Genomic DNA, 12,522 nt, shown 5'->3' on the forward strand with positions numbered 1-12,522 from the left:
CAAACAAAGGCCACCTTCGGGTGGCCTTTGTCGTTTCTGGCATTTGTGTTGGCTGTGCTGTCCCCTTCGCGGGCAAGCCCGCTCCCACAGTTGACCGCGTTCCAATGTGGGAGCGGGCTTGCCCGCGAAGACGGACTTACAGACACCAACCATTTATATGCATAAACGCGACACGAAAATGTCGTAGATCGGAATGTTCGCCCTCTAACAGTGCGTTTCTGGTCTAAATTCGTTAGGCTACGCGCCATTTTTGCGTCTGCGGCCCACAAGGCAGCAACGCGCTAAAAGGGTCGGTCTTATACGGACTGACAGCATTTCCCTCACCCATAGGGAAATCCCTCTCTAAATTCCGATTCAGTAGTGTGGTATTTCCTTAATGAAAGTGTTGAAAGGCCAGGACATCCTGGCACTTGGTTTTATGACGTTTGCCCTGTTCGTCGGGGCTGGCAACATCATCTTCCCGCCTATCGTCGGTTTGCAGTCCGGGCCCAATGTCTGGATGGCGGCGCTGGGTTTCCTGGTCACCGCGGTCGGTCTGCCGGTGATCACCGTTGTGGCGCTGGCCAAGGTCGGCGGTGCCATGGATGCCTTGAGCAGCCCGATCGGTAAAGTCGCCGGTGGCCTGCTGGCGGCGGCCTGCTACCTGGCCGTGGGTCCGCTGTTCGCGACGCCACGTACCGCGACGGTATCCTTCGAGGTGGGCCTGGCGCCGCTGACCGGCGAGAGCCCGCTGGCGTTGTTCCTGTACAGCTCGGTGTACTTCCTGCTGGTGTTCTTCATCTCGCTGTATCCGGGCCGATTGCTGGATACCGTAGGGCGCTTCCTCGCGCCGCTGAAGATCATCGCCCTGGCCGCGCTGGGCATTGCAGCATTCGCCTTGCCGGCCGGTGACATTGGCCAGGCCACGCCTGAATACGTGGCGGCGCCGTTTTCCCAAGGCTTCATCAATGGTTACCTGACCATGGATACCCTGGGCGCTCTGGTGTTCGGCATCGTTATCGTCAACGCCATCCGTTCCCGTGGCGTCGAGTCGCCGGCACTGATCACCCGCTACGCGATCATCGCTGGCCTGATCGCCGGTGTCGGCCTGGCGCTGGTGTATGTCAGCCTGTTCCGTCTCGGTTCGGGCAGCCATGAAGTGGCCGCTGGCGCGACCAATGGCGCGGCGGTATTGCACGCTTACGTACAGCACACCTTCGGTTCGCTGGGCAGTGGTTTCCTTGCCGTGCTGATTTCCCTGGCGTGCCTGGTGACCGCGGTCGGCTTGACCTGTGCCTGCGCCGAGTACTTCAGCCGTGTGGTGCCGCTGTCCTACAAGACACTGGTGATCATCCTCGCTGCGTTCTCGCTGCTGGTGTCCAACCTGGGCCTGACCAAGCTGATTGCGTTCTCGATCCCGGTGCTTACCGCGATCTACCCACCGTGCATCGTCCTGGTGGCGTTGAGCTTCTGCAAAGACTTCTGGCATGAGCAGGGTCGTATCCTCGGCCCGGTCATGCTGGTGTCGTTCATCTTCGGTCTGATCGACGCCCTCAAGGGGGCCGGCCTGGCGGACTGGATGCCGACGCAAATGGCACACCTGCCGCTGAGCGAGCAGGGCTTGGCTTGGCTGGTGCCATCGGTGATGACACTGGTGGTCGCGGTGGTTTGCGATCGCCTGCTGGGCAAGCGCGCCGAAGCCTTGGCTTAAGTCGCTTCACGACCCGCCACAAGTGGGTTTTGAGCAAAAACAGAAATGCCCCGTATCAATCGATACGGGGCATTTTTTTTGTGAGGGATGCGGTGTCTTTTCCGTTGAGCTAACGTCGAAGCACTGCAACACCCTTGTGGGAGCGAGCCTGCTCGCGAAGGCGTCGCTTCATTCAACGCAAATGTTGATTGATCTACCGCTTTCGCGAGCAGGCTCGCTCCCACAAGGTTTCGTGTTCCGTTACTACTTCACAAGGACCTGCATGTCGTTCATCCAAGCCAACCTGATCCACATTCTTGCCGCCATCTGGTTCGTTATCTGCTGGGGCGGGTACACCCGCTATGCCACCTGGAAAGGCCGTGACACTGCGTGTCTGGCCAGTGTATTGCACCTGTATCGTGAGGACTGGATGCGCCGCATGCTGCTGCGCGACAACCGCATCGCCGATGCCAGCGTGATCGGCAACCTGGAGCGCAATGCTTCGTTCTTCGCCTCGAGTACGTTGATTATCCTGGCGGGTATTCTCACGGTATTGGGGGCTTCGGAACGGGCGGTATCGTTGCTGGCGGATATCCCGATGGTGCAACAGGCGTCCCAGGGCATGTCGGAAATCAAGTTGCTGTGCCTGGCGCTGGTGTTTGTCTATGCGTTCTTCACGTTCAGTTGGTGCATGCGCCAGTACAACTTCGCCGCCATTCTGGTCGGCTCGGCGCCGATGGTTGGTGAACGCCATGTGTCCGAGCAGGAGCGCAAGGCCTTTGCCGCCCGTGCAGCCCGTGTCATCTCCATGGCCGCCAACCAGTTCAACTTTGGCCTGCGCTCTTATTACTTCGGCATGACCATGCTGGCCTGGTTCGTCAGCCCATGGCTGTTCATGTTGATGAGTGCCGGTGTGGTGTTCGTATTGTATCGCCGCGAGTTTCACTCCGACGTTCTCGACGTGATGGTCTATACCCCAACAGAGGCGCCATTGCCCGAAGCGAGTAAAGAGGCAGCCTGATCGGGCGCCCGCGCGCTGGCTATCCGGTGTGTTACTGGAAGGGGCTGGCTCGGTAGCGCAGTCTGGTTTGGCTGGTGGGATTAATCTGTTCGCTGTTGTTGATGATTAGTCCGACTTTTCGAACGTTTTTGCTCTAACCGCTTTTTTCAAGGCAAAAGAAAACCCGCACTTGGCGGGTTTTCTTTTGCCACTCTAAAAATCTTAGTTCTTAGGTGCTTCCGGAGCCGCCGGAGCAGCCGGAGCAGCCGGAGCAGCTGGAGCAGCCGGAGCGGCCGGAGCGGCCTGATCTTTGGCGGCTTCGGCGTTTTCTTTCGCTGCGTCGTTCACTTTATCCTGAGCTTCGTTCATTTTTTGCTGGGCTTGCTCAGCATTTTGGTTAGCATCTTGAGCTTTGTCCTCGGATTTTTTATCGCAGGCAGCGAGACCGAGGGAAGCGGTCAACATCAAGGCAATAGCTAAAGTCTTACGCATGGGGTGTTTCTCCTGATGAAAAGCATCTACTGGCATTAAGAGCCCAGGCATCAGGGTTAAGTTCCTTAATTCTTTCAGATATATAAGTTTGTTCTAGTGCGGAACTTTTACCTGTACCGCCACTGCACTGTTCGGACATAAACAAGAGCTTTTATCAAATGGCTGAAAACCCCGTTTTTGAGCGTGCGATGCGTTTTCTGTCGGCGCTGCGACATTGTCAGGTACTTGGACTAAGCGTTCACAGCGCCAGCAACGAAGGACTGACGATTGTGCTGCCGTATAGCCCGCAGATTGTCGGCAATCCCGAAACCGGCGTGATTCATGGCGGGGCGCTGACCTCGCTGATGGACACCGCCTGTGGCATGGCGACCCTCTGTGTGCTCCCGGAATTCGAAGTCTGCCCGACCCTCGACCTGCGCATCGACTACATGCACGCCGCCGAGCCACATAAGGATGTCTACGGCTTTGCCCAGTGCTATCGGGTCACCACCGACGTGATTTTTGCCCGTGGCTTCGCCTATCAGGATGACCCCGGGCAACCCATTGCCCATGTGATGGGTACTTTCATGCGCATGGGCAAGGGCATCAAAGGCACCAAGGGCTTTGGTGGCGCGGTTGCCGGAGGTGCGCAATGAGCGAGTCGCTGAAGGATCAATTGCAAAAGGCCCACGAGCAGGGCGATTACGCCTCACTGCTGGATTTGATTCCCTATGCCCGGCTGATCGGCGTCGAATGTTCACGGGTGGGAGATGAGTTGCTGTTCAAGCTGCCAGCGAACAAGGACAACATTGGTAACCCTTTGTTGCCAGCGATTCATGGCGGTGTGATCGCCGGTTTCATGGAATTGGCCGCGGCGCTGCACCTGTTGGTGTTTACCGGATCGCCCGGGGTGCCGAAGATCATCGACTTCTCCCTGGATTACCTGCGAGCCGGGCAGTTTCGCGATACCTGGGCCCGATGCCAGGTCTGGCGCCAGGGTCGCCGGGTCGCCAATGTGGCGATTACCGCCTGGCAAAGTACTGAATCCGAACCCATTGCCACGGCTCGTGCACATTTCAAACTCGAAGAGCCCTTGAAATCCTGAACGGTGCCCCAAACTCTGAGGACAACCCGCCGTCGACCCTCAAGGTCGCGGCTTATGCCATCTGATTGGAGTTTGATGACCATGAGTGTGGAAACTCAAAAGGAAACCCTGGGCTTCCAGACCGAGGTGAAGCAGCTGCTGCATCTCATGATCCATTCGCTGTATTCCAACAAGGAAATTTTCCTTCGCGAATTGATCTCGAACGCCTCTGACGCTGTCGACAAATTACGTTTCGAAGCCCTGGCCAAGCCAGAGTTGCTGGAAGGTGGCGCCGAACTGAAAATCCGCGTGAGCTTCGACAAGGACGCTAAAACCGTCACCCTCGAAGACAACGGTATCGGCATGAGCCGCGAAGACGCGATCACCCACCTGGGTACCATCGCCAAGTCCGGCACCGCCGATTTCATGAAGCACCTGAGCGGCGACCAGAAGAAAGACTCGCACCTGATCGGTCAGTTCGGTGTCGGTTTCTACTCCGCATTCATCGTCGCTGACAAAGTCGATGTGTTCAGTCGTCGTGCCGGCAGCGCTGCCAGCGAAGGCGTGCACTGGTCGTCCAAGGGCGAAGGTGACTTCGAAGTGGCGACCATCGACAAGGCCGAGCGCGGCACTCGCATCGTCCTGCACCTCAAATCCGGTGAAGACGAGTTCGCCGATGGCTGGCGCCTGCGCAACATCATCAAGAAGTACTCCGACCACATCGCCTTGCCGATCGAGCTGCCGAAAGAAGTGGTCGCTACCGAAGGCGAAGAGCAGCCGGCCGTTGAGTGGGAAACCGTCAACCGCGCCAGCGCCCTGTGGACCCGTCCGCGTACCGAGATCAAGGACGAGGAATACCAGGAGTTCTACAAGCACATCGCTCACGATTTCGAAAACCCGCTGAGCTGGAGCCACAACAAGGTCGAAGGCAAGCTCGAATACAGCTCGCTGCTGTACGTGCCGACCCGTGCGCCGTTCGACCTGTACCAGCGTGAAGCGCCGAAAGGCCTGAAACTGTACGTGCAGCGCGTGTTCGTCATGGACCAGGCCGAGTCGTTCCTGCCGCTGTACCTGCGCTTCATCAAGGGCGTGGTCGACTCCAACGACCTGTCGCTGAACGTGTCGCGGGAAATCCTGCAGAAAGACCCGATCATCGACTCGATGAAGTCGGCGTTGACCAAGCGCGTCCTGGACATGCTGGAAAAACTGGCGAAGAACGAGCCTGAGCAATACAAGGGCTTCTGGAAAAACTTCGGTCAGGTCATGAAAGAAGGCCCGGCAGAGGATTTCGCCAACAAGGAAAAAATCGCCGGCCTGCTGCGTTTCGCATCGACCCACGGCGACGATGGCGAGCAGGTTGTTGGCCTGGCCGAGTACCTGGCGCGCGCCAAGGAAGGTCAGGACAGGATTTACTACCTGACCGGCGAAACCTACGCGCAGGTCAAAAACAGCCCGCACCTGGAAGTCTTCCGCAAGAAAGGCATCGAAGTGCTGCTGCTGACCGACCGCATCGACGAGTGGTTGATGAGCTACCTCAGCGACTTCGACGGCAAAAGCTTCGTCGACGTGGCGCGCGGTGATCTGGACCTGGGCAACCTGGACTCGGAAGAGGACAAGAAGGCCGCGGAAGAAGTCGCCAAGGCCAAAGAAGGTCTGGTCGAGCGTCTGAAGACCGCGCTGGGCGAATCCGTTGCAGAAGTTCGGGTGTCCCATCGCCTGACCGATTCGCCGGCGATCCTGGCCATCGGCGAGCAGGACCTGGGCTTGCAGATGCGCCAGATCCTGGAAGCCAGCGGCCAGAAGGTTCCGGATTCGAAGCCGATTTTCGAATTCAACCCGGCTCACCCGCTGATCGAGAAGCTCGACAACGAGCAGAGCGACGAGCGCTTCGGCGACCTGTCGCACATCCTCTTCGATCAGGCGGCCCTGGCGGCCGGCGACAGCTTGAAAGATCCGGCGGCCTATGTGCGCCGTCTGAACAAGCTATTGGTTGAGTTGTCGGCTTAACTAAGTTGCAGAAAACCCGCTTCGGCGGGTTTTTTCTTTCTCGGGTTTAACCATCAGGAGTCAGAAATGAGTCAAATCACTGTACGTTCCGTTGCCTATCAGATTGACGGCCAGGCTTACGAAAGCCGTCTGGCCTTCGATGCCGACCATAAAGGCCCGCGCCCGGGTTTGTTGATGGCGCCGAACTGGATGGGCGTCAGCGCCGGTGCCGAGGAGATCGCCAGGTCGGTGGCCTCCAAGGGTTATGTGGTGTTGATCGCAGACCTTTATGGTCAATCGGTTCGTCCGACGAACAATGACGAGGCCGGCGCGGCAATGATGCCGTTGAAGAATGACCGCCCACTGTTGCGCAAGCGCATGCAGGTGGCATTCGAACAGCTGCAAAGCCAGGGTGAAGTAGCTGTCGATACTTCGAAACTGGCCACTTTCGGTTTCTGCTTCGGCGGTTGCTGCGCCCTGGAGTTCGCCCGTACCGGCGCACCAGTGAAAGCGGCGGTATCGTTCCACGGCACGCTGGACACACCGAATCCGGCCGATGCGAAAAACATCAAGGGTAAGGTCCTGGTGCTGCACGGTGCTTCCGATCCATTGGTGCCGAAAGAGCAGTTGCCGGCGTTCGAAGATGAAATGAACGCGGCGGGTGTGGATTGGCAGTTGCTGAGCTACGGCGGTGCGTTCCACTCGTTCACCGACCCGCATGCCAAGGTGCCGGGCATGATGATGTATGACGCCAAGGTCGCTGCTCGGGCCTTCACGTCGATGCATAACTTGCTGGATGAAGTGTTCAAGGGTTGATCCTGTTTCAGACACTGACTGATCAGGTGTCTGATAGGGCCTCTTCGCGAGCAGGCTCGCTCCCACATTGGAATGCTTTTCCCCTGTGGGAGCGAGCCTGCTCGCGATGGCGGTATAGCGGACACCGAAGAATTCAAGGCAATTCGATCCTCTCAACTTCCCCCGGCACCGTCGGCCAGTCCCCGGCCGCCCAGCGCCGCCGCGCTTCATCAATCGCCGCCGGATCGCTCGCGACAAAGTTCCAGTTGATTCGCCGTGGCCCGTCCAGCGGAGCACCGCCGAACAACACGGCGTGACTGTCGCTTTCAGCAAACAGGGTCATCTCTTCCCCGGCAGGCAGTACCACCAGCGAGTACGGCTCTATCGGCTCGCCATCCAGTTGCACTTCGCCGCTCAACACATACAGCGCACGTTCTTCATACTCGGTGGGGATGAGCAATGTCGTCGCCGTTTGCAGGTGCAGTTCCGCGTACAGCGTAGGAGAAAGCACCGGCACGGGTGATTCCAGGCAAAAGCCAGACCCGGCAATCATGCGAATCTTCACCCCCAGGTTTTCGCTGACCGGCAATGTGGACGCCGGATGGTGGCTGTAATGCCCTGGACCTTGTTCTTTATCCTTGGGTGAGGCCAACCAGATCTGCAAGCCGTGCATGGTGAAGCCGCTTTCTCTCAGGGCCTCTGGCGTGCGTTCGACGTGGGCAATGGCACTGCCGGCCGTCATCCAGCTGGCGTCGCCAGTCCCGACCACTTGATCGGAACCGAGGCTGTCCTTGTGCTGGATCTGCCCCTGGAACAAGTAGGTGAGGGTGGACAGGCCAATGTGCGGATGTTGGCGGATGTTCATGCCTTTGCCCGGTGGATAACGGGTCTCCAGCATGTGGTCGAAAAACACGAATGGCCCGACGCTGCGGCACTTGGCGGATGGCAGCGGGCGGAGAATCGGCTGGCCTTCGACATCTTCGGTGCGGGGGCGGATCACGAGCGGAGTGTTCATGGTGCGTTCCAGGCTGAGCGGGTGATGCGTTCGAGCATAACCCGCTTGCGCAGCCCTTGCCGCTATTGGCAGAACGCGCCTTCGGACAAATGCGTTTCGATGCTGACTTCAGAGGTGGTCATCAGCTTGTGGATCGGGCAGCGATCGGCCACGCGGTGCAGTTCATCGCGCTGGGCGTCGGTGAGTACGCCCTTGAGGGTCAGTTTGACGTGCAGCGCGTACTGGCCTTTCTGTTCCAGGCTGTTGTCGCGCTTGACCTCGACGCCGACACCGGTCAGCGGGATGTCCTTCTTCCTGGCATACAGCTTCAGGGTCAGGGCTTTGCAGGCACCCAGCGCGGCATCGAAATAATCGTGCGGCTCTGGCGCCGAACCTTCTCCACCCGCCGTGACGGGCACGTCGGCGAAGAGTTCATGGTCATCGATTTGTACGCTGTGGCGATAACCTTCAGCTGAAACGGTGTTGACGGTAACGGTCATGGCAAACCTCGCAGGCGACAGGAAAACTCATTCGATCAAAAAAGACCTTGAAGGTATAGAGCTGTCGCGCTTGTCGGGTGTTCCAATTTTCGAGCCCACAAAAAAGCCCCGCAATGGCGGGGCTTCATGGTATCGATCCGGATCAGCTGCCTTTGACTTCCTTGCCGTTGACCGTGCCGTTCAGGAGCATGATGTTGTACTCCTTGCCGTCAGTTTCGACTTGTTGCAGGCGGACCAGCAGGTAATCCCAGTCCTTGGCGAACCACATCACGGTGATGCGTTTGCTTTGCGTCGGGTCGCGCACGCGCTCAACCTTGATCGCTTCGATCTGACCGGCCTTGGTGTCGACTTTTTCCGAGCCCAGCACGCGGAAGTCGTAGGTGTCGACTTCACCGCCATCGACCACTTGATAGCTCATGGTCTTTTTGCCAGCGGCGACATCGTGTTGCAGCGCCAACTGATAGGTGGATTTGTCGACCATGCCGCGGTTGAGGGGGAGCTTGACGGCGTCACCGCGATCGGTGCCGGTGATCATCTTGGTGTTCCAGTCGAAATCCAGATCCGCTTTCTTGGCCTTGCCCAAACCACCACGTTCAAAGTGATAGGACTCTGGAAGAAGCGTGTCCTTGTCCACCGTCAGGGTGCTTTCCTCGGACAGGCTGGCGATCATCATCGATGCCTTGAAACTCAGTTTCCATTTGCCGTCGCTGGTTTTTTCGAGGCTGCGCTCGGCAGTGCCACTCATGGGCAGCTGTTTCCAATCGGCGGTGTAGCTGGCGGAGAAAGGTTGAAGGTCTGTCGCCTGGGCGAGGGGCAAGGCGAGCAGAGCGCAAGCGAAGAGCAGGGCGCGACGCATAAAATCTCCTAGTTTCGAATCAAGTGGCCGCTGGCCGCGAGTAACTGTCCATCCAGTAAAGCACCTTGCTCGCCGAGGGCCAGACGACCTTCGGCAAACCAACGTACGGCCATCGGGTAGATCAGGTGTTCCTGAACATGGATCCGTTGCGCCAGACTCTGCGGCGAATCCTGTAACTCTACCGGTATTACAGCCTGTACGACCAGTGGTCCGCCATCGAGTTCCTCGGTGACGAAGTGCACGGAGCAGCCGTGCTCGGTGTCGCCCGCCTCCAGCGCGCGCTCATGAGTGTGTAACCCTTTGTATTTGGGTAGCAGCGAGGGGTGGATATTGAGCAGGCGACCCTGATAGTGGCGTACGAAACCAGCGCTGAGAATGCGCATGAATCCGGCCAGTACCACGAGTTTGGGATTGAAGGCGTCGATCAGTTCGATCAGCGCGGCGTCGAAGGCCTCGCGACCTTCGAAAGCCTTGTGATCCAGGGAGCGGGTGTCGATACCCGCGTCCCTGGCGCGTTGCAGGCCGTAGGCGTCGGCGCGGTTGGAGATCACCGCAGCGATGCGGGCCGGGCTGTCGCCGGTCCGCGTGCTGTCGATCAGGGCCTGCAAGTTACTGCCGGTGCCGGACAACAGCACCACCACATCACAGGTCTGAGACATCAATGAGCCTTGAGGTTCTTCAGTTCAACCTGGGCCGCGCCTTCGGCAGCGGTGGAGATCTGGCCGATGACCCAAGGCTGCTCGCCCGCTTCGCGCAGAACGTTCAGGGCGGCTTCAACGTGCTCCTGAGCCACGCAGATGACCATGCCCACGCCGCAGTTCAGCACGCGGTGCATTTCGTTCTCGTCGACGTTGCCTTTCTCTTGCAGCCAGTCGAACACCGCCGGGCGGGTCCAGCTCGCTACGTCAACCACGGCTTGTGCACCTTTTGGCAGAACGCGCGGGATGTTGTCCAGCAGGCCGCCACCGGTGATGTGGGCCATGGCTTTGACCGCGCCGGTTTCCTTGATCAGCTTGAGCAGCGGCTTCACGTAGATGCGGGTCGGGGCCATCAGCAGGTCGGTCAGCGGCTTGCCGTCGAGCTGGGTGTTTTCGATGTCGGCGCCGGACACTTCGATGATCTTGCGGATCAGCGAGTAGCCGTTGGAGTGCGGGCCGGAAGACGGCAGGGCGAGCAGGGCATCACCTGCAGCAACCTTGGAACCGTCGATGATTTCGGATTTTTCCACGACGCCGACGCAGAAACCGGCCAGGTCGTAGTCTTCGCCTTCGTACATGCCCGGCATTTCAGCGGTTTCGCCGCCAACCAGCGAGCAGCCCGACAGTTCGCAGCCAGCGCCGATGCCGGTCACAACCTGGGCAGCGGTGTCGACGTTCAGTTTGCCGGTGGCGTAGTAGTCGAGGAAGAACAGCGGCTCGGCGCCGCACACCACCAGGTCGTTGACGCACATGGCAACCAGGTCGATGCCGATGCTGTCGTGCTTGTTCAGGTTCAGTGCCAGGCGCAGCTTGGTGCCGACGCCGTCAGTACCGGAAACCAGCACAGGCTGCTTGTAGCCGGCCGGGATTTCGCAGAGGGCGCCGAAACCGCCCAGGCCGCCCATGACTTCCGGGCGCGCAGTGCGCTTGGCGACGCTCTTGATGCGTTCGACCAATGCTTCACCGGCGTCGATGTCTACACCGGCGTCCTTGTAGCTCAGGGAGGGTTGCTTGCTCATGATCCAGGCCTTTAGGGGGGGATTTCTGGGTAACGACCGAGTCCGTCGGGAGCGCCGAAACTGCGTAGGCGAGAGCCATGCGCGCTATTCGGACACTGCCCGGCTGTTGCCGGTCTGCGAAGGCGCGCGATTTTATCAGGCTTGAGCCGCAGCGGCCATCCTCAGGCCGACAGCAGGGCCATATCCGTTCAAAAAAAACCGTTAATGCGCGGTGTCGGTGGCATCCTGCATGGCTGTATAAGGTATCGCGATTAACCGTCTATCGTTATGACAGTGCGAAAACTTACCCGGAGCGTGTGAATGTTTTGCGTCGGGCAACGGTCACAGTCTTGCTCGATCGTCTTCATGCGGTCTGTTCCAGCCGCTCTTGTCGTCAGGAATCTTCCATGCGTTTTTGTAAATTCTTGCTTGTGAGTTGTTTGTCAGTGGTCAGCCTGGTCAGTCAAGCCGAAACCGTCAAAGGCCTTTACCTGGTGCGCGAGCCGGTGAATGGCCAGTCGCCCGGGGAGCGCGACCAGGCGACTCAGCGTGCGTTGGACACATTGGTGTTGCGCCTGACCGGCGACCCCAAGGCTGCTCAAAGTCCGGGGTTGGCAGCGATTCGCAAAGACCCGCAACAGATCATCAGCCAATACGGCTTTGAGGCCGGGCCGCCGGAAGTCCTGAAGGTCGATTTCGACCCGGGCACCACTGAGCAGGCCTTGCGCCGCGCCGGCCTGGCCATGTGGGGGGCCAATCGGCCGTCGATCCTCGGCTGGTGGTTGAATGATTCCACCGAGGGTTCAAGCCTGGTGGGCGACGGCCAGGCCAGCGCGGCGCCGCTGCGTCGGGCTGCCCAGCACCGGGGCTTGCCATTGCGCTTGCCGTTGGCGGATTTGAATGAGCAGATCGTCGCGACCGCGCCGAATCTGGAGGGCGCAGATCCCGCGCCATTGCATGAGGCATCGGAACGCTACAACGCCGACGCCCTGCTCGCGGTACACGCCAAGGAAGAGGGCGGACAGTGGCAAGCCAAGTGGCAATTGTGGCTGGGGGATAAAAAAGAGGCCGGCAGTGTGCAGGGCGCCGATCAGGCCGCCGTGGCCGATGCGGTGATGCTGGCGGTCAACGAGCGCCTGGCGCCACGGTTTGTCGCCAAACCCGGTGCTTCGAGCGAGCAACTGCTGGAAGTGCAAGGCATGAATCTGGAGCACTACGCGTCGCTCGGGCGTCTGCTGGAACCATTTGGCGGACGCGTGCAAAGTGTCGAAGGCGACCGGATTCTCTATCGGGTCAACGGCAGCGTCGATCAGTTGCGTGCACAACTGTCGCTGGCGAGGCTCCAGGAAGCACCGGCGGGTCAAGCCCCGGCCCCGGTAGTGCCTGTTCAGCCTGCCATCGGCGGTTCGGTGCCTGCCGCAGCGCCGGCCCCAATCCCGCAACTGCGTTATCGCTGGTAGTTTTTCTTTCT

13 protein-coding genes and 1 pseudogene are annotated in these 12,522 nt (G+C 59.3%); 8 read left to right on the forward strand and 6 right to left on the reverse strand.

Features of this window, described 5'->3' with window-relative positions; genetic code table 11:
* Positions 1 to 376: 376 nt before the first annotated feature.
* The 3 genes and pseudogenes from brnQ to WHX55_RS07985 all read left to right on the forward strand — a co-directional run.
* On the forward strand, positions 377 to 1,690 hold the full coding sequence (gene brnQ / locus WHX55_RS07975; RefSeq protein WP_150724530.1) for a branched-chain amino acid transport system II carrier protein: 1,314 nt from the start codon (positions 377 to 379) through the stop codon (positions 1,688 to 1,690).
* Between the two features lie 262 nt (positions 1,691 to 1,952).
* Positions 1,953 to 2,690 (forward strand): DUF599 family protein, encoded by a 738-nt coding sequence (locus tag WHX55_RS07980; RefSeq protein ID WP_353742364.1) that lies wholly within the window; start codon positions 1,953 to 1,955, stop codon positions 2,688 to 2,690.
* Positions 2,691 to 2,710: 20 nt separating this feature from the next.
* Positions 2,711 to 2,827: pseudogene (locus WHX55_RS07985) on the forward strand (MAPEG family protein); the annotation flags it as partial.
* A 64-nt stretch (positions 2,828 to 2,891) separates the two neighbouring features.
* Here the strand turns inward: WHX55_RS07985 and WHX55_RS07990 are convergent.
* Positions 2,892 to 3,161, reverse strand: coding sequence for a hypothetical protein (locus WHX55_RS07990; RefSeq protein ID WP_223447833.1), 270 nt, complete (start codon positions 3,159 to 3,161; stop codon positions 2,892 to 2,894).
* Between the two features lie 158 nt (positions 3,162 to 3,319).
* Between WHX55_RS07990 and WHX55_RS07995 the strand changes: the two genes are divergently transcribed.
* The 4 genes from WHX55_RS07995 (at position 3,320) to WHX55_RS08010 (ending at position 7,026) form a co-directional block, all read left to right on the forward strand.
* Positions 3,320 to 3,796 (forward strand): PaaI family thioesterase, encoded by a 477-nt coding sequence (locus WHX55_RS07995; protein WP_150724534.1) that lies wholly within the window; start codon positions 3,320 to 3,322, stop codon positions 3,794 to 3,796.
* The gene (locus WHX55_RS08000; protein WP_150724535.1) at positions 3,793 to 4,245 is read left to right on the forward strand and encodes a PaaI family thioesterase; all 453 of its coding nucleotides are present in this window, start codon (positions 3,793 to 3,795) and stop codon (positions 4,243 to 4,245) included. The genes WHX55_RS07995 and WHX55_RS08000 overlap by 4 nt, the downstream gene beginning before the upstream one ends.
* An 81-nt stretch (positions 4,246 to 4,326) precedes the next feature.
* A complete protein-coding gene (gene htpG / locus WHX55_RS08005) occupies positions 4,327 to 6,231 on the forward strand; it encodes a molecular chaperone HtpG (RefSeq protein ID WP_353742365.1) in 1,905 nt (634 codons plus the stop codon).
* Between the two features lie 66 nt (positions 6,232 to 6,297).
* Positions 6,298 to 7,026 carry a dienelactone hydrolase family protein gene (locus tag WHX55_RS08010; protein WP_353742366.1) on the forward strand — a complete coding sequence of 243 codons (729 nt, stop codon included), beginning with the start codon at positions 6,298 to 6,300 and terminating at the stop codon, positions 7,024 to 7,026.
* Positions 7,027 to 7,159: 133 nt separating this feature from the next.
* On the opposite strand, the gene WHX55_RS08015 is transcribed toward WHX55_RS08010, so the two are convergent.
* The 5 genes from WHX55_RS08015 to purM form a co-directional block, all read right to left on the reverse strand.
* Complete coding sequence (locus WHX55_RS08015) at positions 7,160 to 8,020, reverse strand: pirin family protein (protein WP_353742367.1); 861 nt, start codon at positions 8,018 to 8,020, stop codon at positions 7,160 to 7,162.
* A 62-nt stretch (positions 8,021 to 8,082) separates the two neighbouring features.
* On the reverse strand, positions 8,083 to 8,499 hold the full coding sequence (locus tag WHX55_RS08020; RefSeq protein ID WP_353742368.1) for an OsmC family protein: 417 nt from the start codon (positions 8,497 to 8,499) through the stop codon (positions 8,083 to 8,085).
* A gap of 142 nt (positions 8,500 to 8,641) precedes the next feature.
* Complete coding sequence (locus WHX55_RS08025) at positions 8,642 to 9,355, reverse strand: DUF3108 domain-containing protein (protein ID WP_150724540.1); 714 nt, start codon at positions 9,353 to 9,355, stop codon at positions 8,642 to 8,644.
* 8 nt (positions 9,356 to 9,363) lie between these two features.
* Positions 9,364 to 10,014: a phosphoribosylglycinamide formyltransferase gene (gene purN, locus WHX55_RS08030; RefSeq protein ID WP_150724541.1), complete on the reverse strand. Its 651-nt coding sequence runs from the start codon at positions 10,012 to 10,014 to the stop codon at positions 9,364 to 9,366.
* Positions 10,014 to 11,072, reverse strand: coding sequence for a phosphoribosylformylglycinamidine cyclo-ligase (purM, locus tag WHX55_RS08035; RefSeq protein ID WP_007977543.1), 1,059 nt, complete (start codon positions 11,070 to 11,072; stop codon positions 10,014 to 10,016). Before purM ends, purN begins: the two co-directional genes overlap by 1 nt.
* A 386-nt stretch (positions 11,073 to 11,458) precedes the next feature.
* On the opposite strand from purM, the gene WHX55_RS08040 reads away from it, so the two are divergent.
* On the forward strand, positions 11,459 to 12,511 hold the full coding sequence (locus WHX55_RS08040) for a DUF2066 domain-containing protein (RefSeq protein ID WP_150724542.1): 1,053 nt from the start codon (positions 11,459 to 11,461) through the stop codon (positions 12,509 to 12,511).
* Positions 12,512 to 12,522 lie beyond the last annotated feature (11 nt).

It is taken from the genome of Pseudomonas fluorescens (assembly GCF_040448305.1).
GTDB lineage: Bacteria > Pseudomonadota > Gammaproteobacteria > Pseudomonadales > Pseudomonadaceae > Aquipseudomonas > Aquipseudomonas fluorescens_BH.